The following is a 23,034-nucleotide window of genomic DNA, read 5'->3' on the forward strand; positions in this document are numbered from 1 at the left end:
CCGCGGCTGCTCGTCGCCAAGATGGGCCAGGACGGCCATGATCGCGGCGCCAACCTCGTCGCCTCGGCCTTCGCCGACCTCGGGTTCGAGGTGGTGCCGGGGCCGCTCTTCCAGACGCCGCAGGAGACGGCGAAGCTGGCGATCGATACCGGCGTCGACATGGTCGGCGCCTCGAGCCTCGCGGCCGGTCACAAAACCTTGGTGCCCGAGCTGATCGGCCACCTGCGCGACATGGGCAGGGCCGACATCAAGGTCGTGGTCGGCGGCGTCATCCCGGCGCAGGATTATGACATGCTGCGCGAGGCCGGCGTGCAGGCGATCTTCGGACCGGGCACCAACCTCGTCGAGGCCGCCGGCGAGGTCCTGAAGCTGCTCGGACACAATATGCCGCCGCTCGAGGAGGCCGCCGAGTGATCGAGGAGGAATCGAAGCTTCCGCTCGCGGCGCCGGACGACCGCTATGGCGAGGGCCTGCTCTACGATTTCTCCAAGTTCGTGACGACCTTGTCGCTGGTCGCGCTGGGCGGCGTGCTGAGCCTCACCGAGGCCTCGCGGGCCGACGGCGCGGCACCGGTCAAGCTCGCCATCGTGCTTGCCCTGATCGCGACGAGCGGCGTGATCGCAGTGTCGATCGCAAGCTCTCTCGCGGGATCGCGCTCGACGGGAAGAGAGCCCTCGCGATGGCTGCCTCATTATCTCAAGGCGGCGACGGCCCTGCTCGGCATCGGCGTCGGCGCCTTCATACAAACCTGGTGGAAGATGCTCGGATGAACCTACGCACCGACTGGACCCGTGAGGAGATCGCCCATCTCTTCGATCTGCCCCTGCTCGACCTCCTGTTCGAAGCGCAGCAGGTCCACCGCCGCTTCCATCCGCGCAACGCCGTCCAGCTGTCGACCTTGCTGTCGATCAAGACCGGCGGCTGCCCCGAGGATTGCGGCTATTGCAGCCAGTCGGCCCATGCCGGTTCGGGTCTCAAGGCCGAGAAGCTGATGGACGCGGATGCGGTCCTCGCCGCCGCCGCCGAGGCCAAGGCCAACGGATCGGGCCGCTTCTGCATGGGCGCCGCCTGGCGCGAGCCGAAGGCGCGCGACATGGACGCGCTCTGCACCATGGTCGCCGGCGTCAAGGCGATGGGCCTGGAGACCTGCATGACATTGGGCATGCTCGACCGGGACCAGGCCGAGCGGCTGGCCGCGGCCGGCCTCGATTATTACAACCACAATCTCGATACCTCGCCCGAATATTATCGCGAGGTCATCACCACCCGCACCTATCAGGACCGGCTCGACACGCTCGATCACGTGCGCGCGGCCGGCATGGCGGTCTGCTGCGGCGGCATCGTCGGCATGGGCGAGAGCCGCGATGACCGGGTCGGCTTCCTGCACGCGCTGGCCACCCTGCCCGCCCATCCGGAGAGCGTCCCGATCAACGCGCTGGTTCCGATCCGCGGCACCGTGCTGGGCGACATGCTCGCTGATACGCCGCTCGCCCGTATCGACGATATCGAGTTCGTCCGCACCGTCGCGACGGCGCGGATCCTGATGCCGCAGTCGATGGTGCGGCTGTCGGCCGGGCGCGAGAGTATGAGCGAGGCGACACAGGCCCTCTGCTTCCTGGCCGGCGCCAATTCGATCTTCACCGGCGACAAGCTGCTCACCGCCGGCAATGCCGGGGCGGGCGCCGACGCAGCCCTGTTCGAGAAGCTCGGCATCCAGGCAATGACGGCTCCGGCTGAGGTCGTGGCGGCGTGACGCGCCCGGATCCGGCCGCCGCGAGGCGGATCATTCCCGCGCGGAGCCGCGCATGATCGTCGAGATGATGATCGCCATTCTGGTCCATTCCGCCCAGCCGGCGGACATGGCCGAGGAGGAGACGACCTTCTCGGAGCGGCAGCCGGTACGTCTCGCCCCCGTGCCGGCGGCGCGGGCCCTGGCGACATTCCGGGAGGCCTGCATGGCGACCTTTCCGGACCCTGTCGCCTTCGACCGGGCCGTGGCGGCGTCCGACCTCGGCTTCGCCCTCGTCGACGAGCCGGAGCGCGGCGCGCGCGAGTGGAGCAGCCGGCACGGACAGATCCTGCTCCGGCAGGCGGAACATCGTGAGCGCGACGCCCGCCGCGAACGGCGGCAGGGACGGACGCCGCGCCTGCGCTGGGATACAAGGTGCGATCTGTGGGTCGCGATCGAGGAGCGGATGGAGCCCGAGGCGCTCGTCGCCATCATCGGCGCGGCACTGGCGCCGCAGGCGAGGCCGGTCGAGGAAATACTGGGCGCCTCATGGGACCTGCCCTCCGATCCGGCGGCGCCGATCAAGCTCTATTATCTGCCGACGCTGGAGGATCCGCGGATCTTCACCCTGTCGCTCCAGCGCTTCGCCGCGCCGGCGCCGCGGCCCAGATGATGGTCGGGAGCCACACTTGAAAATGCACAGATGCTGGGTCATCCGGCTGCGTCCAAGCGAGGGAAGATGTTCAAGAAGATCCTGATCGCCAATCGCGGCGAGATCGCCTGCCGGGTCATCCGCACTGCGCGCAGGATGGGCATTGCCACGGTCGCCGTCTATTCCGACGCCGACGCGCGGGCGCCGCATGTCGCGATGGCGGACGAACGCGTCCGGCTGGGACCGGCGCCGGCGTCGGAATCCTATCTCGACGCCGAGCTGATCCTCGACGCCTGCCGGACCACGGGGGCCGATGCGGTCCATCCCGGCTACGGATTCCTTTCCGAGCGGGAGAGCTTCGCGCGCGCCCTCGCCGAGGCGGGGATCGCCTTCATCGGCCCGCCGCCGGAGGCGATCGCGGCGATGGGCGACAAGATCCAGTCGAAGAAGCTGGCCAAGGAGGCCGGCGTCAACGTCGTGCCCGGCTATCTCGGCGAGATCGCCGACACCGACGAGGCGGTGAGGATCGCCTCGGAGATCGGCTTTCCGGTGATGATGAAGGCCTCGGCGGGCGGCGGCGGCAAGGGCATGCGCCTCGCCTGGTCCGAAAAGGACGTCCGCGAGGGCTTCGAGGCGACCAAGCGCGAGGGCCTCGCCTCGTTCGGCGACGACCGCGTCTTCATCGAGAAGTTCATCGAGAGCCCCCGCCACATCGAGATCCAGGTGCTCGGCGACCGCCACGGCAACGTCGTCTATCTGGGCGAGCGCGAATGCTCGATCCAGCGCCGCCACCAGAAGGTGGTCGAGGAAGCCCCTTCGCCCTTCGTCACGGCGAAGATGCGCCGGGCGATGGGCGAGCAGGCGGTCGCGCTCGCCAGGGCGGTCGGCTATTACAGCGCCGGCACGGTCGAGCTCATCGTCAGCGGTTCGGACCCGACCGGGGAGAGCTTCTACTTCCTCGAGATGAACACCCGGCTCCAGGTCGAGCATCCGGTCACCGAGATGGTCACCGGTCTCGACCTCGTCGAGCAGATGATCAGGGTCGCCGCCGGCGAGCCGCTCGGCTTTGGCCAGGACGACGTCACCCTCACCGGCTGGTCGGTCGAGAACCGGGTCTATGCCGAGGATCCCTATCGCGGCTTCCTCCCCTCGACCGGGCGGCTGGTGCGCTATCGCCCGCCGCCGACGAGCGACAAGGTCCGGGTCGACGACGGCGTCGTCGAGGGCGGCGAAGTGTCGATGTTCTACGACCCGATGATCGCCAAGCTGGTCACCTATGGCGATACGCGAGAGGAGGCGATCGACCGCCAGATCGAGGCGCTCGACGCCTTCCTGATCGACGGCATCGGCCACAATATCGACTTCCTCTCCGCCCTGATGCAGCATCCTCGCTTCCGCGAGGGGGCGCTCACCACCGGGTTCATCGCCGAGGAATATCCCGAAGGCTTCGCCGGCGCGCCGGCTGACGCCGACCTGGTCCTCGACCTCGCCATCGTCGCCGCTCTGGCCGGCTATGAGACGGACCGCCGCAGCTGCGCGATCTCGGGCCAGCTGAGCGGCCCGGTGCCGGCGCCGGAGCTGCGGGTCGTGCGCATCGCCGGCGCGGAGCATCGGGTCCGCTTCGGCCCCTATGAAGGGGGCTGCCTCGCTTATGTCGACGAGGGCGAGCCGCACGACGTGATCGGCCAGTGGCGGCCCGGGCAGCTGCGCTTCCGCGGCGCGATCGACGGCCGGGTCCGCACCGTCGCCATCGCCCGCCAGGGACGCAAATGGCGGCTGACGACGCGCGGCGCCTCCCACGTCGCCGAGGTCCTGCCCGAGCATGTCGCCCTGCTCAGCCGGCACATGATCGAGAAGGTGCCGCCGGACCTCTCCAGGTTCCTGATCTGCCCGATGCCGGGCCTGCTCACCGCGCTTCGAGTCAGCGAGGGCGAGCATGTCGAGGCGGGACAGCCGCTCGCCGTCGTCGAGGCGATGAAGATGGAGAATATCCTGCGCGCGGAGAAAGCCGGCACCGTCCGCAAGGTCAATGCCAAGCCCGGCGAAAGCCTCGCCGTCGACGCCGTCATCCTCGAGTTCGAATGATCCGGATCGGGCCCTATCGCCCGGACCAGTTCGCCGGCGTCGATGCGCTTTGGCGGGAGGCGTTCCCGGACGATCCGCCTCGGAACCGGGCCGAAATCTCCATTCCGGCCAAACGCGCCGTCCAGCCGGAGCTGCTGCTGGTCGCCACCGATCATGACGATGTCGTCGGTAGCGTCATGGCCGGATATGACGGTCATCGCGGCTGGATCTACTCGCTCGCGGTGCGTTCGACCCACCGCGGCCGCGGGCTCGGCGCCTCCCTGATCGGGGAAGCCGAGGCGCGGCTGAAGGGCCTCGGCTGCCTCAAGGTGAACTTGCAGGTGCGCGTCGCAAACCAAGCGGTCGTCGGCTTCTACAGCGATCTCGGCTATCGGATCGAGGACCGGATCAGCATGGGCAAGGCTTTGGACGGATGATGCGTCGGGACGGACGATGGAGCGCATCGAAATTAATATTGCTCCCGCAACGAAGATCGGCTCAGTTCGTTCGCGCACCCATGACCCGACGCACCCCCACCCTTGCCGCCCTGATCGGCTTCGCCGCCTTCTCCCTCGCCACCCCCGCTGCCGCGCAGGACGGGGAGGAGCGTGGGTGGACCCTGACCGTCGGCGCCGGCGCCCAGGTCTATCCGAAATATCCCGGTGCCGACTCGCTTGGCGTCAATCCGCTGCCGATCATCGACTTGCGCCGCGAGGGCGACCCCCTCAGCTTCGAAGCGCCTGACGAGGGTTGGGGATTCGGCTTCCTCGGCAATGACAGCGTCTTCAATTTCGGTCCGGCTATCGCCTTCCAGAACAAGCGCAAGGATGAGGATGTCGGCGCTGCCGTCGGCAATGTCGGTTTCACCGTCGAGGCCGGCGCCTTTGCGGAAGTGAATATCAGCGAGAATTTCCGGCTGCGCGCCGAGGGCCGACGCGGCCTCGGTGGCCATGACGGCTGGATCGGCGACATCTCGGCCGACCTCGTCCTGCGCGACCGGGACACCTACGTCTTCTCGATCGGCCCGCGCGCGCGGATCTCGGACGACAATTACCAGGATTCCTATTTCAGCGTGACTCCCGCCGTCGCGACTGCGACCGGCCTGCCCGCATATGATGCGGGCGGCGGCTTCCACGCCGTCGGCGTCGTCGCGGGCCTCACCTACATGCTGAACCGCAACTGGGGCCTGTACGGATATGCCGGCTACGATCGGCTGGTCGGCGACGCGGCCGATTCGCCGATCGTGCGGACCTACGGCTCGCGCAACCAATATTCGGCCGGCCTCGGCCTCTTCTACAGCTTCAACGTCGGCAAGCTGTTCTGAGGCATTGCCGGCTCAGCGGTTGCTGCGGCCCTGCTCGGACCCGGCGCCCTGACCGAGCGACGCGTCGTTCTCGGTATCGCCTTCGACGGTATTCTCGCCGGCGATAAGATCGGAATCCTCGCTGCCGGCGCGCGCGAACAGCCCCTTGCTCTGGCCGATCCCCGGATTCTCGTCGACATCGTCGGGAAGATCCACGGGCTGGTCGGAAGGGGTGGGGTGCTTGTTGCTCATGACCATCTCCTTTCCCGCGTCAACGCGCGGCCGGCCCTTCGGTTCGGCTTGACAGAGGTCGCGGCGCCTGTGGAATGGGGCGGGTCGTCGTGAAGGAGCCCCTGATGAAGTCTTTCGTCCTGCTCGTCTTTCTCCTGCTGTTCCTGCCGGCGCCGGCGGCCGCGGAGCTTCGGACGGATGAGCGGCGAATGGCGCAGGCGGTGGAGCAGGAGCGGGAACGTTCGATCGCGCTGCTCCAGCGCCTCGTCGACCAGAATAGCGGAACGCTGAACCTGGAGGGCGTCGAAGCGGTCGGCACGATGGTCCGCGCCGAGCTCGAGCCGCTCGGCTTCGACGTCCGCTGGATCGACATGCGCGAGACCGGCCGCGCCGGCCATATCGTCGCCACGCGCCGGCCCGCCGGTGCCTCAGGCAAACGGCTGCTGCTGATCGGTCATCTCGACACCGTGTTCGAACCGGATTCTCCGTTTCAGGCCTTCGTCCGCGACGGCGCCAGGGCCACCGGTCCCGGCATCGGCGACGACAAGGGCGGAATCGTGGTCATCATCGCCGCATTGCGCGCGATGCGTGATGCCGGAATCCTCGACGGCGCCGACATCACCATCGTCCTGACCGGCGACGAGGAGCGGCCCGGCGCGCCGCTCGCCGCCGCGCGCCGGGACCTCGTCGAAGCCGGCCGCCGTGCCGACGCCGCGCTGGAGTTCGAGAATCTCGCGCGGGAGGGAGAACGCGATTACGGCACCGTCGCCCGGCGCAGCTCGACCAGCTGGACGCTCCGTACGAGCGGACGTACCGGCCATTCGAGCGGCGTTTTCGGCGAGAATCTCGGCTTCGGCGCGATCTACGAGATGGCACGGATCCTCGACCGGTTCCGGCGCGAGCTGGCGGAGCCCAATCTCACCTACAATGTCGGCGTGATCGGCGGCGGCACGCCGGCCGAGATGGACGAGCAGGGATTGCGTATCGCCGCCGCGGGAAAGACCAACATCGTCGCCGAGACGGCGATCGCCCGGGGCGATCTGCGCAGCCTGACCGCCGATCAGGACCGCCGCGCGCGGGAACGGATGCAGGCGATCGTGGTCGAGCATCTCCCAGGCACGGAGGCGGAACTGGTGTTCGCGGAGGACGGCTACCCGCCGATGGCGCCGACCGAAGGCAATCGCCGGCTGCTGGCGACGCTCAACGCCGTCAATCGCGACCTCGGCCTTCCGGAAATGCCCGAATATGATCCGGCCCGGCGCGGCGCTGCCGATTCGAGCTTCGTCGCCGCCTCTACGGACGTGCTCGCGGGACTGGGCACCGCCGGCGGCGGCGCCCACGCGCCCGGCGAGTGGATCGACCTCGACAGCCTCGTTCGCCAGGCCCAGCGGGCCGCGATCCTGATGACGCGACTAAGCCGCGAGCCGCGCGGCGAGTAGAGCGATCGCAGTCGGACATTGTCGTCTGACGACTCGAAAATCGTGGCCATCGGAGGCGCTAGGCGTGGCGCGCCCGCTTGGCCGTCACCAGATAGTTGAGCGAGACATCCTCGGTCAGGCAGAATCCGCGCGTGAGGCTCCAGCCGAGCCCGGTCACGTCGATCACCGCGAGCCCAGCCTCCGCCAGCCTCGCGCACAGTTCGTCGGGACTGAGGAACTTGTCCCAGTCGTGGGTGCCGCGTGGGATCCGGCCGGTCCCTTCGCCGATGGTGATCATGAGGAGGCGGGACCAGGCGGTACGGTTGGGAGTCGACAGGACGAGCAGGCCGTCCTCGGCCACCGCGCCGGCGAGACCGCCGACGAAAGCCGGGACGTCGGCGACATGCTCGACCACCTCGAGGCTGGTGACGAGATCGTAGCGGCCGTCGAGCGCCTCGACGCCGCCGACGCGGTAGTCGATCTCGAGCCCCTGGCCGAGCGCATGGACGCGCGCCGCCTCGATATTCTCCGGCGCCGCATCGACCGCGACGACCTCCGCGCCGAGGCGCGCGAGCGGCTCGGCGAGCAGGCCGGCACCGCAGCCGACATCGGCGGCGCGGCGGCCGGCGAGCGGCTTCAGATCGCGCTCGTCGAGTCCCCAATGCTGGTCGAGCCGATCGCGAATGTAACCGAGCCTGACCGGGTTGAGCTTGTGCAGCATGGCCGACGATCCGCGCGGGTCCCACCACTCGGCCGCCATCCGCCCGAAATGTTCGGCTTCCGCCGGATCGATCGTCGTCGCTGCTGGTCCCTGCGCCATCGCCTCGCCCTTACAGGCCGGACCCGGCCTTCCCAAGCCGAAACGGCGATCCCGCGCCGAAGTGCCGCGGCGGCTTGCATGCGGCGGGGCGCTATCCCTATCAGGGCCCGCTTCCTTTTCCGGAAGCGACCAGACCTCTCGACGGCGGAGCTCGATGGCCCGGATCGTGATGAAATTCGGCGGAACCTCGATGGCGGGCATCGAGCGCATCCGTCACGTCGCCGCCACGGTCGGTCGCGAGGCCGAGCGGGGCAATCAGGTCGCCGTCGTCGTTTCGGCCATGGCCGGGGAGACGGACCGGCTCGTCCAGCTGTGCCGCGAGGCCGCTTCGCTCTACGACCCGCGCGAATATGACGTCGTCGTCGCCAGCGGCGAACAGGTGACCAGCGGACTGCTCGCCATCACCCTCCAGGGCATGGGATTCAACGCACGCTCCTACATGGGCTGGCAGCTGCCGATCCGCGCCAGCGGCCACGCCGCCGCGCTCATCGACCATATCGAGGCGGACGTGCTCGAGCGGGTCTTCGAGCAGGGCGGGATCGCCGTCATCCCCGGCTTCCAGGGGGTCACCGCGGAAGGCGACGTCGCCACGCTCGGCCGGGGCGGCTCCGATACGTCGGCCGTGGCGCTGGCGGCGGCGATGAAGGCGGATCGCTGCGACATCTACACCGACGTCGACGGCGTCTACACCACCGATCCGCGCATCGTGCCGCGGGCGCGCAAGCTCGCGCTCGTCACCTACGAGGAGATGCTCGAGCTGGCGAGCGTCGGCGCCAAGGTGCTGCAGACCCGCTCGGTCGGCCTCGCCATGCGCTACAACATGCCGCTCCAGGTCCTGTCCTCCTTCGAGGACAAGCCGGGAACCCTGATCGTCGGAGACGACGCCATCGAGGACAGCCACATGGAACGCAATGTCATCACCGGCATCGCCCACGACAAGAACGAGGCGATGATCACCCTGACCGGGCTCCCCGACGTGCCGGGAACGGTCGCCGCGATCTTCAGCCCGCTCGCCGCGGCCAATGTCAATGTCGACATGATCGTCCAGAGCGTCCCGGTCCGCGGCGATACCAGCGGCCTCACCTTCACCGTTCCGCGGGCGGCCCTTGCGCACAGCGTCGCCGAGATCGAGAAAGTGAGGGAGAAGGTCGGCTTCCACGCGATCCAGACGGATACGAACATCGTCAAGGTCAGCGCCGTCGGGGTCGGCATGCGCTCCAATGCCGGCATCGCCGCGACGATGTTCCAGACGCTCGCCGATCGCGGCATCAACATCCTCGCCATCACCACCTCGGAGATCAAGGTTTCGGTGCTGATCCCGGAAGAATATACCGAGCTGGCCGTGCGCGTCCTCCACACCGCCTACGGGCTCGACACCGACGCGGCCGCGGAGGAAGCGGAATGACGAGCGAGGTCGTTCGCGAGGCCGCCATGGTCGCTGCCGAAGGGGTCGGCCACGATCGCCTCAAGCGATTGATGAAGCGCGGCACCGATTTTCTCGGCTGCGAATGGGCGCTGCTCGGCGGAGCGATGAGCTGGATCTCGGAGCGCAACCTCGTCTCCGCCATATCGAATGCCGGCGGCTTCGGAGTCATCGCCTGCGGGGCGATGACTCCGGATCTTCTCGATACCGAGATCGCCGAGACGAGGCTGCGCACCGACCGTCCCTTCGGCGTCAACCTGATCACCATGCACCCGGCGCTCAGCGACCTGATCGACGTCTGCGCGCGCCATGAGGTGAGCCACGTCGTCCTCGCCGGCGGCCTCCCGCCGGGCGGCGCCATCGATCGGATCAAGGGGAGCGGCGCCAGGCTCATCTGCTTTGCCCCGGCGCTGGCGCTGGCCAAGAAGCTGGTGCGTTCGGGCGTCGACGCGCTGGTGATCGAGGGAATGGAGGCCGGCGGCCATATCGGCCCCGTCTCGACCTCGGTGCTCGCCCAGGAGATCCTGCCGCCCCTCGCCGCCGACGTGCCGATCTTCGTCGCCGGCGGCATCGGCCATGGCGGGCTCGTCGCCGGCTATCTCGAAATGGGGGCGGTCGGCGTGCAGCTCGGTACGCGTTTCGTCTGCGCGCACGAATGCATCGCGCATCCGGCGTTCAAGAAGGCCTTCATCCGCGCCTCGGCCCGCGACGCCATCACCTCGGTCCAGATCGACCCCCGCCTCCCGGTCATCCCGGTACGCGCGCTCAGGAATCGGGAGATGGAATCGTTCGCGAGCAAGCAGCGCGAGGTCGCCGACCTGCTCGATCGCGGAGAGGTCGAGATGGCAGAGGCCCAGCTCCAGATCGAGCATTATTGGGCCGGCGCGCTTCGACGCGCGGTAATCGAGGGCGACGTCGAAACCGGATCGGTCATGGCCGGCCAATCGGTCGGCATGGTCAAGGAGGAGCAGGGCGTCGCGGACATCGTCCGCCAGCTCGTCGGCGAGGCCGCTCAGGCGCTCGAGCGTCGATCCGTGCACGGCTGAACCTTCGCCGATGAAGCTCAGATCTGACTGGGCCTCGATGACTGCCGGGCCGAACAGCCGACGAATCGGTCATGAAACCGCGCGAGTTGCCGGACGTCGACGAACAATGTAGCCTGCGGCTCTCCGAACGAAGATTTTCGCCGATCCTGCGACTGTTCGCGGCACAAGGGGGGCGGCATGGCGGAGAAGGCCCAGGAATCGGTCCCGCCGACAGAAAAGGCCAGACGCGGCCGCTTCGGATCGGTCATCTCGACGCGGCCGCTGCCCATCGGGGTCGAGCGGCCGCCGCCCTGGAACCGCTGGCTGTTTCGGGCCGTCCATTACTGGCGATACGGCTATTCGCATCCGGACGAGGACCTGCTCGGCGTCATCGACGCGGTCGGGGACGCCCTCCACGTCCAGGTCATTTCCGCGCGATCGGTGCTGACGGGAGAAAGCGCGCTCGAAGCGGACAGGATCAAGGCGGAGCTGGAGCTGGAGCTCGACAAGCGCCCGCCCGACTTCTCGACCCTGCTCGGCTTCGAGGCGCGAATCAATGCGCTCTACCCGCCGGCGCTGGCACGATTGCGCCGCTGGGCGATCCGTGAGCGATTCGAAAGGATCGCGCCCGCCGGGGCGCTCCAGCATTGGGGTCTGGCGCGGATGAGTCGAGCGATTGCCGGCCCGCCGCCCGGGGTCCCTGGCGAAGACGCCCCGGCGACGGGCGGCACGGGCGGCACGGGCGGCACGGGCAGCGCGGGCGGCCCCGGCGATCCCGGCGGCGGCGGCTCGGGCGGCGGCCAAGGCCAAGGCGGCGGTCCGCACGAGCCGCTCCCGGGCGAAGGCCCCGCCGCAGGAGGCGATTCCGACAGCCAGGCCCTGCTCAACTATATCCACACTCACTATCTGATGACGATCGGCCGGGAGAAGGCGGTCCGTGACCTCAAGCGCTGGCTGCTGATGCGCTTCTGGCTCTTTCTGGTCGTCCTCGTTCCGATCCTCTTCGGGATCTGGATCGTCCTCTGGCTCAACGATGTCGGCCAATATTGGGGGCTGCTGCTCGGGCTGTTCCTGATCGCGGCAGCCGGCCGGGCAGGCGCGACGACCAGCATCATCAGGCGGCTTCAGCACGCGATCTCGACCAACGTCCTCGCCGCCGATCCGATCGTCGAGCTGACGGCGCTCCGGACGGGCAAGAACGAGATCAGCATGGCGCTGACCAGCAGCTCAATCTTCGCGCTGCTGATGTGGGCGTTCTTCGCGTCCGGCGTGCCCGAGCTGATCGGATTGGAGGGCGGACTGTTCCCGCGCGCTTATGCCGCGGCGCCGGCGTCGGAAGACGCGCCGGACAACAAGGAGCCGGCCGCCGCGCCGGCACCCGGCCCCGCCCCCGTCGGTGCGATCCCGCCCAAGCTCGCGCCGGGAGCGGTCGACGAGCCGCCGGCTCCTGCCGCGACGGCGCCCGAGCCCGAGCCCGTCCTCCCGGTCGAGCCGCAAGCGTCGGCGGCCGGGCCGGTGCCTGACGGCGAGCGCGCGGCGGCGACCGTGCCTCGTCCCGTCGAGGACGAGGAACGCGTGGCGGGCGAGGAGCGCGCCTTCCGCGCCGAGGTGGCGGACCTGCGCGCCGCCACCGGGCTCGACGACTGGTTCGAGCGCCGTCGCATCCGCCAGCGGGCACGCCTCGCCATCGAGCGCGCCCTCGCCGCCCAACAGGAGGTGATCGCCTATTACGAGGCGCGCAAGCGCGCGGGCGACCCGAATGATGCCAAGGTGCAGGATGCCGAGCGCGCGCTCGAGGCGGCAACCCGCAAGCGGGACGAGCTCGAGAATCTCGCGACGAACCTCGCCCACGGCGGCATGGGACCGGAGTCTCCCGGCCTCACCTGCCCCCCGGGCAAGACCTGCAACCCGTTCGCGCCGCTGGCGACCAGCCTCCGCCTTCAGGGTGAGGCCGACTTCTTCAAGATGCTGCTCTGGGCCTTCATCGCGGGCTTCGCCGAGCGCTTCGTCCCGGACATGCTCGACCGCGTCGTCCTGCGAGGCCGGGGCGCCGCTCTGTCGGACAGCGGCATCGTGCTCGCCACCGAGGCCCGCAGCATGGCACGGGGCGGCGTGCCGCCGCCGGCCCCGCCAACGCCGCCCGCGCCGCGGGCGCGCGACCGCGGCGGGTGAGCCGGGCCGGAGCTTTTGGCTTCTCGACCACCGTCGCCCGCTCCATAGCAAGGCCATGATCACCGGGCCCGCCCCATCCGGCTACCGCGCGCTGCGCGACGTCCGGATCATGCTCGCGCCGCGAGCCGATGGCGAGCCGATCCGGCTCGATAAGGCATTGGGCGCCACCCGCGCGGCGGAAGAACCCACCCCTTCCTGGACCTGGCCCTCCCGATGACGAGACGCCCCATCACGCGTGGAAAGGAAGCTGAAATGCTGGCTCTCGGACGACGCGCCTTCATCGCCGGAGCCATCGGTTTCGGCGCAGCCGCCGGACGGGCCGCAGACGCGCCGGCCGGCCGCGCGCTCCACGGGCTGATCGGGAAGATGAGGGCCGTGCCGGGCCAACGCGACGCGCTCGTCGCGCTATTGCTCGAAGGCGTCGATGCGATGCCCGGCTGCCTGAGCTACGTCGTGGCGCGCGATCCGGCCGATCCCGACGCGATCTGGATCACCGAGGTCTGGGACAGCCGCGACAGCCATCGCGCGTCGCTGCGCCTGCCGCAGGTCAGGGAGGCGATCGCGCGGGCACGCCCGCTCATCGCCGGCTTTGACAGCAGCGTCGAGACCGAGCCGGTCAGCGGCTTCGGTCTGCGCTGACCCGCGTCCGAGCGTCCTCGGCCTCTGCTCAGCGGCGCCCGCCGGCTCCGCCAATGCCCTCGCGAAGCACCGCCGGGATCGGGCAGCCATCCACCTCGCGATGAACCGTCAGCTCGAGCCGTCCGGGCGGAAGGTCGCCCAGACGTCGAGGCTGCGCATCGTCGGCGGGACCGACCGGCCGGGGACGCAGATCCGGGCACTTGTCCGCTTGCGCGGCGGCACCGGCGAGCGCCTCGGGCACCGGGGCGGACGCGGCCGCCACCGCCGGGAGCGCAGCGAAAAGGATCGTCAACAGCATGGCATCCTCCTCCCGCCCGATAATAGCAGAGGAAGGCCATGGATGCACCCGCCGGTTGGAAGCGCACCGCCTTTCTGTTAGCCGAATTGCATGCCCGTCGCCTCCGCCACCGCCGCACGTGAAATACTCACCGGCCTCCACGAAGTGATGGCTTCGAAGGCGAGCGCACAGGCGAAGCTCAACAAGGTCGTGCGGATCATTGCCGAGGCGCTGGCGAGCGAGGTCTGCTCGATCTATTTGCTTCGCGACGGCTTGCTGGAATTGTTCGCGACCGTCGGCCTCAACCAGAATGCGGTCCACGTCACCAAGCTCGCTTTGGGGGAAGGACTGGTCGGAAGCATCGCCAAGGAGGTGGCGGTGCTCAACCTTGCCGAGGCCGCCAGCCATCCCGAATTCGCCTATCGCCCCGAGACCGGAGAGGAGCTGTTCCACAGCTTCGCCGGCGTTCCCATCGTCCGCAAGGAAAGGTCGATCGGCGTCCTGGCCGTCCAGCATGCCGAGCCGCGGGCCTATGACGAGCTGGAGATCGAGGCGCTGCAGACGGTGGCGATGGTGCTGTCGGAACTCATCGCCAATGCCGGCCTCGCCGATCGTGCCGCGGCCGGGGCCGTCGAGAGTCGCGACGCCGGCATGGCCCGGCTGACCGGGCAGCGGCTGGTCGTCGGCATGGGTCAGGGACATGCGGTCTTCCACCAGCCCCGCATCCTCATCGAGCACACCGTCGCCGAGGATATCGAGGCCGAGCGCCACCGCGTCTATGCCGCCTTCGCGCGGATGCGCGAGCAGATCGATACAATGATGGGCCATGCCGAGTTCGGCACCGTCGGCGAGCATCAGGAGGTGCTCGAGACCTACAAGATGTTCGCTTATGACGAGGGCTGGTCCCGCCGGATCAACGAGGCGATCGACAGCGGCCTCACCGCCGAGGCGGCGATCGAGCGCGTCCGCCAGCGCATGCAGACGCGAATGCGCCAGATCGACGATCCGCTGCTTCAGGACCGCATGCACGATCTGGACGATCTCTCGAACCGGCTGCTGCGGATCGTCTCGGGCCAGCTCGGCACCGCCGCTCAGGCCGGCCTTCCGCAGGACGCGGTGCTGATCGCCCGCAACCTGGGGCCCGCGGAGCTGCTCGAATATGACCGGCGCAAGCTCAAGGGCGTCATCCTCGAGGAGGGCTCGCTCACCGCGCACGTGACCATCGTCGCCCGGGCGATGGGCGTGCCCATGATCGGCCGCGCCCGCGGCGTGCGCCGAACGGTGAACGAAGGGGATCTGGTCCTCGTCGACGGCGGCGACGGCCTCGCCTTCATCCGTCCGACGGCCGCCGTCCACGAGGCCTTCGAACGCAAGCTCGATGCGAGCCAGAAAAGGCGCGCGGAATATGCGGCGCTCAGGGACGTGCCGCCCGTGACCCTGGACGGCACCCGCATCTCGCTCATGGTCAATGCGGGCCTTCGCGACGACGTCGCCGCGCTCAGCCTGACCGGCGCCGACGGCATCGGCCTGTTCCGCACCGAGTTCCAGTTCCTCGTCTCGGCTTCGCTGCCGCGGCGGGAAAGCCAGCAACGGCTCTATCGCTCGGTGCTCGAGGCGGCCGGCGACAAGCCGGTCATCTTCCGCACCGTGGATGTCGGCGGCGACAAGCAGCTGCCCTATCTGCACGCCTCCGAGAATGGCGAGGAGAATCCGGCGATGGGCTGGAGGGCGCTTCGCCTCGCGCTCGACCGGGACACGCTGATGAAGGCGCAGGCGCGCGCCCTCCTCGAGGCGGCGGCAGGCCGGGAGCTCGACATCATGTTCCCTATGGTATCGGAGCCGTGGGAGTTCGATCAGGCCAAGGCGCTGGTCGAGGAGCAGAGGGCCTGGCTCGCCGGCCGGAAGAAGAGGCTGCCCCGGCAGGTCCGTTATGGGGCGATGCTCGAGGTGCCGGCGCTCGCCGAGACGCTCGACATCCTGCTGCCCAAGCTGGACTTCATGTCGATCGGCACCAACGACCTCACCCAGTTCCTGTTCGCCGCGGACCGCTCGAACCCTCATCTCGCCGAGCGCTATGACTGGCTGTCGCCGGCCATCCTCCGCTTTCTCAAACGGGTGATCGCCGCCGCCGACGCCGCCGGGGTTCCGGTCGGCATCTGCGGCGAGATGGGTGGCCGCACGCTCGAGGCGCTGGCCTTGATCGGGATCGGCGTCAGGCGGCTGTCGATCACGCCGGTCGCGGTCGGACCCGTCAAAGCCATGATCCGGTCGCTCGACCGCGACGCGGCGATGGCCGTCCTCGAACGGCTCCTCGAGCGGCCTCCGGCCGACATGCGCGCGACGCTCGGTGCCTGGGCGCAGGAGAAAGGTGTCTCCCTTGCCTAGAATATCGGGCCGGTCGGTTGACATTGCCCGGCGACTGAGATGATGGCGGCCCCGGGGAGGGTGGCGACAGGTTCTGCGGCGAAAGGAGACTGAAAGGGCTGATGGCGGAGCAGGGTTACAGCGAACAGCCCGAATCTCTCTCGATCGGGGACCGGCTACGGCAGGCCCGCGAAGCGAAAGGCCTGACCCTCGAGGACGTGGCGAGCCGCACCCGGATCCCCATCCGGCACCTCCAGCATATCGAGCGCGAGGAATGGGACGCGCTTCCCGCGATCACCTACTGCATCGGCTTCGTGCGATCCTACGCCAACAATGTCGGCCTCGATGGCGCCGAGCTGGGCCGGGAAGTGCGCGACCGTCTCGGCGGCATACGCTCGCGCGCACCGGCGCCGGAATATTATCAACCCGCCGATCCGGCGCGCGTGCCGCCGCGATCGGTCGCGGTCGTCGTCGCCATCCTCGTCGTCGTCCTGCTGCTCGGCTATCTCTACTGGCGCAGCACGCTCGACGACGCGCCCGAGCCCACGGCAGGCGTGACCTTGCCCGTGCCTGAATCGAAGGCACCTTCCCCGCGGCCCGCCGCCCCGGCTCCGCTGCAGCCGCAGTCCGTGACCGGCCAGCCGGTGACCCTGGTGGCGAGCGAGGAGGTCTGGGTGAGGATCGAGGACGCTGCCGGCGGCGGATCGCTGTTCCAGGGCATCATGACCGCCGGCCAGCGTTTCGCGGTGCCGCCGACGGCGCAGCGCCCGGTGATCCGGACCGGCCGGCCGCAGGTGCTTCGCGTGGCGATCGGCAACCGCGAGCTCGGACCGCTCGAACCGGCGGAGCGGACCGTTTCGAACGTCAGCCTGCGGGCCGAGGACCTCGCCGCGCGCTTCCAGTCCGTCGCGCCTGCCGCTGCCCCGGCGACAGCGCCGGCGCCGGCCCGGCCGCAATGACGGGATCGTCCGCTTAAGGGTGGCGACAGGCAGCTTCGTTCAATAATGTACCCGCGATTTCAATCATGCGGGGATTTTCAATGCGTTTTCATCTGATCGGGCTGGTCCTCCTGGCGAGCGTCGCGTCCCCGGGACTGGCGCAGCGCGCCGATTCGGTGGAACGGCGGGTCGACCGTCTCGAACAGGAGCTTCGAGCGGTCCAGCGGCGGGTCTTCCCCAACGGCCGCGCTCAATTCGTGGAACCGGAGATCCAGCCCGAGGCCGGCGGCCAGCCGCGCCCTGCCGTGTCGGGCGACGCGCTGTCCAATCTCGCCGCCCGTGTGGATGCGATGGAGACCCAGCTGCGATCGCTGACCGGTCAGGTGGAGGAGCAGGGATACCGCACCCGCCAGATCGAGGAACAGATTTCCCGCTTGCGCACCGACGTGCAGGGCCGTCTCGACCGTCTCGAGCAGCCGGTGCAGCCGGTGGAGACAGCACCGCCGGCCAGTCGGCCGGCCGCACAGCCCGAACCGTCGACGGCCGAACCCGCGCCGCCCAGCGCGGCGCCGGCCGCCGACCCCGCGGAAGAGGCCTATAATGCCGGCTATCGACTGTGGGATTCCGGCCGCTTCGCCGAGGCGCAGCAGGCGCTCGAGACCGCCGCCACCACCTATCCGAACAGCCCCTGGACCAGCTGGATGCGCAATCTCCAGGGCCGCGCCTATCTCGACGACGACAAGCCGGCGACGGCTGCGCGGGTCTTCCTGGCCAATTACCAGGACAATCCTCGCGGCGCCCGAGCCGCGGACAGCCTCTATTTTCTCGGCCAGTCGCTCACCCGCCTGAACCGCCGCGCCGAAGCCTGCCGTGTCTATAACGAGCTCGAGCAGGTCTATCCGAGCATGCGCGATTTCATCCGGCAGCGGCTGCCGCAGGCGCGCACCGACGCCCGCTGCGAGTGATCGGAGGCTCGAGCCGCGGCCGAGGCGATCCTCGCTTCGGCTGGGGCGCGGGCGGTAAGTAAGCGAGAGCCTGTCCTGGCCAGGCGGAGGTGCCGGGCGACCGCCTCCGGCGGCGGGCCGACACGGCGCTTCCACCTGACCAGCACAGACTTTAGGCTGCGAGTGCGATGCGGCCGCTTCCCCCCGAACTCGTCCAGCGCTTCAGCCGCGACCTCGCGTCGCTCGCCGGGGACGTCCCGCTTCGGATAGGCGTCGCCGTTTCCGGCGGCCCCGACAGCCTCGCTTTGCTGCTGCTCGCCCACGCGGCACGTCCCGGCGCGGTCGAAGCTGCCACGGTCGATCACGGGCTCAGGCCCGAGGCTGCAGCGGAGGCCGAGCATGTTGCCGCCCTGTGCGCCCGGCTCGACATTGCTCACGAGACCCTGCGCCCCGCCTCGCCGATCCGCGGCAACGTCCAGTCCGGGGCGCGCGAAGCGCGATACCTTCTGCTCGAAACCTGGCGCGCCGGCCGCGGACTCGACTGGCTGCTTACCGGCCATCATGCCGACGATCAGGCCGAGACCCTGCTGATGCGGCTCAACCGCGGCGCAGGCATCGGCGGTCTCGGCGCCGTGCGGGCGGTGAACGAGCGGGTGCTGCGGCCACTGCTCGGCTGGCGACGCGCCGAGCTGGCCGCGATCGCGCGGACGGCAGGGGTCGATCCCGTCGAGGATCCGAGCAATTTCGATCCGCGCTTCGACCGGGCGCGGCTACGCTCGCGTCTTGCCGAGGCCGAGTGGATCGATCCGCTCGCGATGACCCGCAGCGCGCAAGCGCTGTCGGAAGCCAACGCGGCCCTCGATTGGGCGGCTGACCGGCTGATCGAGGAAAGGGTCGCCCCGGGGGACGGGGCGCTCGATCCGACAGGCCTTCCGTCGGAGTTGCGCCGTCGCCTCGTGCTGCGGATGCTGCGCCGGATCAATCCCGCCGCAGAGCCGCGCGGCGACGCGCTGACCCGTCTCCTTCAGGCGCTCGATGCCGGCAAGGTCGCGACCCTGGCCGGTGTCAGATGCCGCGGCGGCGCTCGATGGAGTTTCGCGGCGGCGCCGGCGCGGCGCAGCGGATGAGGCGATCCAGCGTCAGGCAGCCCGCAGCGGAAACCTGAGCAGCCGGTCGGCCACCGGCACGAGCGCCTCGGCAGGCCCGCCGGCGGCGCGGACGATCTCGGGATGGCCCGCATCCAGGCCGCCGGTCAGGGCCCCGAAGGCGGGGAGGATCAGCTTGTGCGGCGTCGCGACGAAGCATCGGCGTGAGACGAGGCGCCCACGATGGCTGATCCGCAGCTTCGGGTGGAAATGCCCGGACAGCTCGGGCCTCGCCTCCTCCGGCTCGGCCTCATGACGAAGCACCATGCCATCGACCACGGCTTCCGCCACGACCTCGCCGCCGCAAATATCCGGGGGCGAGGAGGCGCCGGAGGCGATGCCCGCCGCGTCCATCGGCTTCGTCAGCGGATCGTGATTGCCGACGATCCAGGTCCAGCGGGTCCGGGCGGTCAGCCCGGTCAGCAGCGTCCGGGCGCGCTCGGGAAGGCGTTCGCAGCCGTCGCGGTCATGGAAGCTGTCGCCGAGGCACCAGACCTCTTGCGCGCCGGTGCCGTCGATCAGTCCGGCCAGGTCGGTGAGGGTCGCTATCGAATCGTAGGGCGGAAGCAGCTGGCCGAGCCGGGCAAACCAGCTTGCCTTCTCGAGGTGGAGATCGGCCACCAGCAAGGCACGCCGGTCCGGCCAGAAGAGCGCGCCTTGCGGCAGCGCCACCAGCATCCGACCACAGAACGAAAAGCGAACCATGCGCCCGCTATAGAGAGCGGGAAGGTCCGCGTTCAAGCGCTCAACGCGCGGGCAACACCGACTCGACCGGATTGCCGCCCGAGGCCGAGGCCTCGAGCGAGGCGGGGTGGGTCGCGAAGAAGAGAATGCCGCCCAGCACGAAGCCCTGACCGACCAGCATGAACGGATTGAGCAGTTTCTTCCTGAGCTTCATGACACGTCTCTACTCTCGACCCTCAAACAACCCGGCCGGCGCGAAAGCGCGCCCGTTACACATCCGAAAGGAACGTGCCAAGCGGATTGCGAATGGCCGAGTGCGGGTAAATGGGGGCTGAACGAGCCTCTCGCCGGGCAGGAAGGGCAGGATCCGGCGCCGGCTGATGGGGCGCCGGATCCGCTGAGGTCAGGCGGTCTGTCCCTGTTCGACCCTGTGATCCTGCACCGCCTCGCCGGCGGACTCGGCCTCCAGCGTCGGCGCGGCGCCGGTGCTGATGTCGACCTTGCGCGGCTTCATCGCGTCGGGGATCTCCCGCACCAGGTCGATCGACAGCAGTCCGTCACGCAGCTCGGCGCCGGTGACGCGGACGAAGTCCGCCAGCTCGAACCGCCGCTCGAAGGCCCGGGTCGCGATACCGACGTGCAGGAAATTGCCGTCCCGATTGCGGCTCTCCGCGCGCCGGCCTGCGATCACGACCATGTTCTGCTGCGCCGTGATGTCGATGTCGTCGCGCCTGAAGCCGGCCACGGCGAGTGTGATCCGGTAGGAATCGTCGCTGATCTTTTCGATGTCGTAGGGTGGATAATTGTCCTGCTCGGCCCGGCTCGCATTTTCGAGATAGTCGAAAAGCCGGTCGAAGCCGACCGTGGACCGCCGATAGGGCGTGAAGTCGAGTCCTCTCATGTTCATGTCCTCCTCGAGCAACATGGAGCGGGACTCGCCCTGGAGCAGGCACGGGTCCCGCGGCGGCCGGGCCGGGAAGGCTCCGGCCATCCGGAATCTAGGAGGCGCGAATGCCCCTTCAAGGGCTTCAGGCGGTCTCCGCCGCCGGCGCTCCGCTCAAGGCGTCGCGCACCAGGTTCGAGAGCTCGTTGAAGCCGAAGGGCTTGCGCAAAACCGGCACGTCCGAACCGAGATTGTGCTCGATCTGGTCGCTCTCGGCATAGCCGGTGACGAAGACGACGGGCAGGTCGGGATGGCGCTCGCGAAGCGCGCGGGCGAGCTGCGCTCCGTTCATTCCGGGCATCGCGAAGTCGAGCAAGGCGAGATCCGGTCGGGGAAACAAGTCCCCCGCGAGCGCCTTTTCGGGCGATTCGAACAGGGTCACGCTATGGCCCATTTCCTCGAGCAGATCGCCGAGGAACTGGCGGACGTCGCCATCGTCGTCGACGATCAGGATCCGGGCCGCGGCGCCGGGCTCGGCCGCCTCGGCGGGCCCGTCCTCGGCCTGCGCGGCATCGGCCGCCGTGTCCGCCCTCGGCAGGAGCAGGCGGACGGTGGTCCCGTGCCCCTCCCGGCTGTCGATCCGCATGGTGCCACCCGATTGCCGGGCGATGCCGTAGACCTGGGCGAGGCCGAGGCCGGTGCCCTTGCCGAACGGCTTCGTGGAGAAGAACGGCTCGGCAGCACGGGCGGCAACCTCTGGAGTCATCCCGATGCCGGTGTCGGCGACGGTGAGGCAGACATAGTCGCCGTCGTTCAGGTCGGGCCCCGCCGGCTCGGTCCGCAGTTCGACCCCGATGACCAGGGTGCCCCCTTCGGGCATCGCGTCACGCGCGTTGATGGCCAGGTTGAGGATCGCATTTTCGAGCTGATTCTCATCGCACAAGGCGTGCGCCGCCTGCGGGCAGGGGCGAAGCTCGACCGCGACCCGGCTGCCGAGCGTGTGGCGCAGGATCGGCCGCAGATTGTCGAGCACCCGGTTCACCGCCACGGGCGCGATGCTGATCCGCTGCATGCGGGAGAAAGTGAGCAGCTGGCCGGTCAGCTTCGCGCCGCGGCGGCTGGATTCGAGCGCGCCCGAGGCGAGTCGCTTGAGTTTCGGATCGTCGAGACGGGAGACCAGCATCTCGAGTCCGCCGATCACCGGAGTCAGCAGATTGTTGAAATCATGCGCGATGCCGCCGGTGAGCTGACCCACCGCTTCCATCTTCTGGGCCTGGCGCAGCGCCTCCTCCGCCCGCTCGCGCTCGGCAATCTCCTGCCGAAGCCGGTCGAGCGCGGCCCTGAGATCTGCCGTCCGCTCCTCGACGCGGCGCTCGAGCGTCTCGTTGACGTCGCGGAGCGCCGCCTCCGCTTCCTTTGCGTCGGTGATGTCGATCGCGACTCCGATGAAGCCGGCATGCTCGCCGCCGGGGCCCCAGCGCGGCTGCGAGATCGACCGGACCCAGCGCCACGCCCCATCATGCCGACGATAGCGCGCTTCCAGGGTGAAAGCCTGCAACGAGGCCTCGCCGGCGATCGACTCGCGAACGACGCGGGCCTGGTCGTCGGGATGGAGGACGGTGCGCCAGTCGAAGTCGACCGCTTGCTCGTAGGTGATGCCGAGAAAATCGACATAGGCGCGGTTCACGAAGCTGCGCTTGCGGTCGAGCTTGGTCACCCACATCAGCGCCGGGGCCGAGTCCGCTATCAGCCGGAAGCGCTCCTCGCTCTCGCGCAGCCGGCGCTCGGTCCGGGCGTCGCTGCTGACCGCGGTAACGACGCCGAACAGGCCGCAGATCGCGCCGCTTTCGTCGCGCAGCGGGCTCGAGCTGAAGGTCAGCCAGGCCGTCTCGGCGCGGCCATGGCGGTGCAAGAGCCGAGGCACGGCCTCCTCATAGACGGTCTCGCCGCTCAGCACCCGCTCGACGGTGACCCCGACCACGTCCCATTGATCGGCCCAGATCTCGGCAAACGGCTTGCCCTGGGCGGGGCGGCGATCGCCAAGCAAGTCGCCATAGCTCTCATTATGGACCACCCGGAGGTCCGGGCCCCAGGCGACCAGCATCGGGATGTTGGATCCCATGACCAGGCCGGCGACCGCCTTGAGATCGGGCGGCCATCCGCCAGGCGGACCCAGCGCCGAGGCCGCCCATTCCGGGGCATCCATCCACTCGCCGGTCAGTCCGGAAGCCGCAGGCGGCGCCGCTGGATTGCTCGGCGGCGGGTCGGAAGCCATTGGACGCGAACTCCAATCCACTGTCCCCGCCCCGAATCCGAGACTAGC

23 protein-coding genes are annotated in these 23,034 nt (G+C 69.2%); 16 read left to right on the forward strand and 7 right to left on the reverse strand.

The window, feature by feature from the left end:
- The 7 genes from DDE10_RS10295 to DDE10_RS10325 all read left to right on the forward strand — a co-directional run.
- Positions 1 to 414, forward strand: a 414-nt coding sequence (locus DDE10_RS10295) for a cobalamin-dependent protein (RefSeq protein WP_284734576.1), incomplete at its 5' end; no start/stop codon positions are given.
- Entirely contained in the window at positions 411 to 770 is a 360-nt protein-coding gene (locus tag DDE10_RS10300) for a hypothetical protein (protein ID WP_114952699.1), read from the forward strand. The genes DDE10_RS10295 and DDE10_RS10300, both read left to right, overlap by 4 nt.
- Positions 767 to 1,753, forward strand: coding sequence for a biotin synthase BioB (gene bioB / locus DDE10_RS10305; protein WP_114952700.1), 987 nt, complete (start codon positions 767 to 769; stop codon positions 1,751 to 1,753). The genes DDE10_RS10300 and bioB overlap by 4 nt, the downstream gene beginning before the upstream one ends.
- A gap of 52 nt (positions 1,754 to 1,805) precedes the next feature.
- A complete protein-coding gene (locus DDE10_RS10310; protein WP_114952701.1) occupies positions 1,806 to 2,402 on the forward strand; it encodes a hypothetical protein in 597 nt (198 codons plus the stop codon).
- A 66-nt stretch (positions 2,403 to 2,468) separates the two neighbouring features.
- Positions 2,469 to 4,466: an acetyl-CoA carboxylase biotin carboxylase subunit gene (locus DDE10_RS10315; RefSeq protein ID WP_114952702.1), complete on the forward strand. Its 1,998-nt coding sequence runs from the start codon at positions 2,469 to 2,471 to the stop codon at positions 4,464 to 4,466.
- Positions 4,463 to 4,882, forward strand: coding sequence for a GNAT family acetyltransferase (locus DDE10_RS10320; protein ID WP_114952703.1), 420 nt, complete (start codon positions 4,463 to 4,465; stop codon positions 4,880 to 4,882). The genes DDE10_RS10315 and DDE10_RS10320 overlap by 4 nt, the downstream gene beginning before the upstream one ends.
- An 80-nt stretch (positions 4,883 to 4,962) precedes the next feature.
- The gene (locus tag DDE10_RS10325) at positions 4,963 to 5,769 is read left to right on the forward strand and encodes a MipA/OmpV family protein (protein WP_162806536.1); all 807 of its coding nucleotides are present in this window, start codon (positions 4,963 to 4,965) and stop codon (positions 5,767 to 5,769) included.
- A gap of 12 nt (positions 5,770 to 5,781) precedes the next feature.
- Here the strand turns inward: DDE10_RS10325 and DDE10_RS10330 are convergent, their stop codons facing one another.
- Positions 5,782 to 6,000, reverse strand: a complete 219-nt coding sequence (locus DDE10_RS10330; protein ID WP_114952705.1) for a hypothetical protein — start codon at positions 5,998 to 6,000, stop codon at positions 5,782 to 5,784.
- A 104-nt stretch (positions 6,001 to 6,104) separates the two neighbouring features.
- On the opposite strand from DDE10_RS10330, the gene DDE10_RS10335 reads away from it, so the two are divergent.
- Entirely contained in the window at positions 6,105 to 7,418 is a 1,314-nt protein-coding gene (locus DDE10_RS10335) for a M20/M25/M40 family metallo-hydrolase (RefSeq protein ID WP_114952706.1), read from the forward strand.
- A 58-nt stretch (positions 7,419 to 7,476) separates the two neighbouring features.
- Here the strand turns inward: DDE10_RS10335 and ubiG are convergent, their stop codons facing one another.
- Positions 7,477 to 8,217 (reverse strand): bifunctional 2-polyprenyl-6-hydroxyphenol methylase/3-demethylubiquinol 3-O-methyltransferase UbiG, encoded by a 741-nt coding sequence (gene ubiG, locus DDE10_RS10340; RefSeq protein WP_114952707.1) that lies wholly within the window; start codon positions 8,215 to 8,217, stop codon positions 7,477 to 7,479.
- Positions 8,218 to 8,371: 154 nt separating this feature from the next.
- Here ubiG and DDE10_RS10345 point away from each other — a divergent pair, with 154 nt between their 5' ends.
- From DDE10_RS10345 to DDE10_RS10360, 4 genes are all read left to right on the forward strand, one after another.
- Positions 8,372 to 9,622: an aspartate kinase gene (locus tag DDE10_RS10345; protein ID WP_114952708.1), complete on the forward strand. Its 1,251-nt coding sequence runs from the start codon at positions 8,372 to 8,374 to the stop codon at positions 9,620 to 9,622.
- Positions 9,619 to 10,686 carry an NAD(P)H-dependent flavin oxidoreductase gene (locus DDE10_RS10350; RefSeq protein ID WP_432653727.1) on the forward strand — a complete coding sequence of 356 codons (1,068 nt, stop codon included), beginning with the start codon at positions 9,619 to 9,621 and terminating at the stop codon, positions 10,684 to 10,686. Before DDE10_RS10345 ends, DDE10_RS10350 begins: the two co-directional genes overlap by 4 nt.
- Before the next feature lie 177 nt (positions 10,687 to 10,863).
- Positions 10,864 to 12,837 carry a hypothetical protein gene (locus DDE10_RS10355; RefSeq protein ID WP_114952709.1) on the forward strand — a complete coding sequence of 658 codons (1,974 nt, stop codon included), beginning with the start codon at positions 10,864 to 10,866 and terminating at the stop codon, positions 12,835 to 12,837.
- Positions 12,838 to 13,089: 252 nt separating this feature from the next.
- Complete coding sequence (locus DDE10_RS10360; protein WP_114952710.1) at positions 13,090 to 13,476, forward strand: putative quinol monooxygenase; 387 nt, start codon at positions 13,090 to 13,092, stop codon at positions 13,474 to 13,476.
- Between the two features lie 28 nt (positions 13,477 to 13,504).
- On the opposite strand, the gene DDE10_RS10365 is transcribed toward DDE10_RS10360, so the two are convergent.
- On the reverse strand, positions 13,505 to 13,774 hold the full coding sequence (locus tag DDE10_RS10365) for a hypothetical protein (RefSeq protein WP_114952711.1): 270 nt from the start codon (positions 13,772 to 13,774) through the stop codon (positions 13,505 to 13,507).
- Between the two features lie 90 nt (positions 13,775 to 13,864).
- Between DDE10_RS10365 and ptsP the strand changes: the two genes are divergently transcribed.
- The 4 genes from ptsP to tilS all read left to right on the forward strand — a co-directional run bounded on the left by ptsP (position 13,865) and on the right by tilS (position 19,126).
- Positions 13,865 to 16,138, forward strand: a complete 2,274-nt coding sequence (gene ptsP, locus DDE10_RS10370; protein WP_114952712.1) for a phosphoenolpyruvate--protein phosphotransferase — start codon at positions 13,865 to 13,867, stop codon at positions 16,136 to 16,138.
- Between the two features lie 101 nt (positions 16,139 to 16,239).
- A complete protein-coding gene (locus DDE10_RS10375) occupies positions 16,240 to 17,076 on the forward strand; it encodes a helix-turn-helix domain-containing protein (protein WP_114952713.1) in 837 nt (278 codons plus the stop codon).
- Positions 17,077 to 17,156: 80 nt separating this feature from the next.
- A complete protein-coding gene (locus DDE10_RS10380) occupies positions 17,157 to 18,020 on the forward strand; it encodes a YbgF trimerization domain-containing protein (protein ID WP_162806537.1) in 864 nt (287 codons plus the stop codon).
- A gap of 167 nt (positions 18,021 to 18,187) precedes the next feature.
- Entirely contained in the window at positions 18,188 to 19,126 is a 939-nt protein-coding gene (tilS, locus tag DDE10_RS10385; protein ID WP_114952715.1) for a tRNA lysidine(34) synthetase TilS, read from the forward strand.
- A 12-nt stretch (positions 19,127 to 19,138) separates the two neighbouring features.
- On the opposite strand, the gene pdeM is transcribed toward tilS, so the two are convergent.
- From pdeM to DDE10_RS10400, 4 genes are all read right to left on the reverse strand, one after another.
- Positions 19,139 to 19,849, reverse strand: a complete 711-nt coding sequence (pdeM, locus tag DDE10_RS10390) for a ligase-associated DNA damage response endonuclease PdeM (protein ID WP_114952716.1) — start codon at positions 19,847 to 19,849, stop codon at positions 19,139 to 19,141.
- A 40-nt stretch (positions 19,850 to 19,889) separates the two neighbouring features.
- The gene (locus tag DDE10_RS23440) at positions 19,890 to 20,042 is read right to left on the reverse strand and encodes a hypothetical protein (RefSeq protein WP_162806538.1); all 153 of its coding nucleotides are present in this window, start codon (positions 20,040 to 20,042) and stop codon (positions 19,890 to 19,892) included.
- A gap of 189 nt (positions 20,043 to 20,231) precedes the next feature.
- The gene (locus tag DDE10_RS10395) at positions 20,232 to 20,735 is read right to left on the reverse strand and encodes an Hsp20 family protein (RefSeq protein WP_284734618.1); all 504 of its coding nucleotides are present in this window, start codon (positions 20,733 to 20,735) and stop codon (positions 20,232 to 20,234) included.
- 121 nt (positions 20,736 to 20,856) lie between these two features.
- Positions 20,857 to 22,986: a hybrid sensor histidine kinase/response regulator gene (locus DDE10_RS10400; protein ID WP_114952717.1), complete on the reverse strand. Its 2,130-nt coding sequence runs from the start codon at positions 22,984 to 22,986 to the stop codon at positions 20,857 to 20,859.
- Positions 22,987 to 23,034: the final 48 nt, after the last annotated feature.

This window comes from Sphingosinicella terrae, assembly GCF_003347635.1.
GTDB lineage: Bacteria > Pseudomonadota > Alphaproteobacteria > Sphingomonadales > Sphingomonadaceae > Allosphingosinicella > Allosphingosinicella terrae.

Coding starts and splice junctions, on each gene's coding strand:
- bioB (WP_114952700.1), top strand. CDS start 767: ATGAACCTACGCACCGACTGGACCCGTGAGGAGATCGCCCATCTCTTC.
- DDE10_RS10310 (WP_114952701.1), top strand. CDS start 1,806: ATGATCGTCGAGATGATGATCGCCATTCTGGTCCATTCCGCCCAGCCG.
- DDE10_RS10315 (WP_114952702.1), top strand. CDS start 2,469: ATGTTCAAGAAGATCCTGATCGCCAATCGCGGCGAGATCGCCTGCCGG.
- DDE10_RS10320 (WP_114952703.1), top strand. CDS start 4,463: ATGATCCGGATCGGGCCCTATCGCCCGGACCAGTTCGCCGGCGTCGAT.
- DDE10_RS10325 (WP_162806536.1), top strand. CDS start 4,963: ATGACCCGACGCACCCCCACCCTTGCCGCCCTGATCGGCTTCGCCGCC.
- DDE10_RS10330 (WP_114952705.1), bottom strand. CDS start 6,000: ATGAGCAACAAGCACCCCACCCCTTCCGACCAGCCCGTGGATCTTCCC.
- DDE10_RS10335 (WP_114952706.1), top strand. CDS start 6,105: ATGAAGTCTTTCGTCCTGCTCGTCTTTCTCCTGCTGTTCCTGCCGGCG.
- ubiG (WP_114952707.1), bottom strand. CDS start 8,217: ATGGCGCAGGGACCAGCAGCGACGACGATCGATCCGGCGGAAGCCGAA.
- DDE10_RS10345 (WP_114952708.1), top strand. CDS start 8,372: ATGGCCCGGATCGTGATGAAATTCGGCGGAACCTCGATGGCGGGCATC.
- DDE10_RS10350 (WP_432653727.1), top strand. CDS start 9,619: ATGACGAGCGAGGTCGTTCGCGAGGCCGCCATGGTCGCTGCCGAAGGG.
- DDE10_RS10355 (WP_114952709.1), top strand. CDS start 10,864: ATGGCGGAGAAGGCCCAGGAATCGGTCCCGCCGACAGAAAAGGCCAGA.
- DDE10_RS10360 (WP_114952710.1), top strand. CDS start 13,090: ATGCTGGCTCTCGGACGACGCGCCTTCATCGCCGGAGCCATCGGTTTC.
- DDE10_RS10365 (WP_114952711.1), bottom strand. CDS start 13,774: ATGCTGTTGACGATCCTTTTCGCTGCGCTCCCGGCGGTGGCGGCCGCG.
- ptsP (WP_114952712.1), top strand. CDS start 13,865: ATGCCCGTCGCCTCCGCCACCGCCGCACGTGAAATACTCACCGGCCTC.
- DDE10_RS10375 (WP_114952713.1), top strand. CDS start 16,240: ATGGCGGAGCAGGGTTACAGCGAACAGCCCGAATCTCTCTCGATCGGG.
- DDE10_RS10380 (WP_162806537.1), top strand. CDS start 17,157: ATGCGTTTTCATCTGATCGGGCTGGTCCTCCTGGCGAGCGTCGCGTCC.
- tilS (WP_114952715.1), top strand. CDS start 18,188: ATGCGGCCGCTTCCCCCCGAACTCGTCCAGCGCTTCAGCCGCGACCTC.
- pdeM (WP_114952716.1), bottom strand. CDS start 19,849: ATGGTTCGCTTTTCGTTCTGTGGTCGGATGCTGGTGGCGCTGCCGCAA.
- DDE10_RS23440 (WP_162806538.1), bottom strand. CDS start 20,042: ATGAAGCTCAGGAAGAAACTGCTCAATCCGTTCATGCTGGTCGGTCAG.
- DDE10_RS10395 (WP_284734618.1), bottom strand. CDS start 20,735: ATGAACATGAGAGGACTCGACTTCACGCCCTATCGGCGGTCCACGGTC.
- DDE10_RS10400 (WP_114952717.1), bottom strand. CDS start 22,986: ATGGCTTCCGACCCGCCGCCGAGCAATCCAGCGGCGCCGCCTGCGGCT.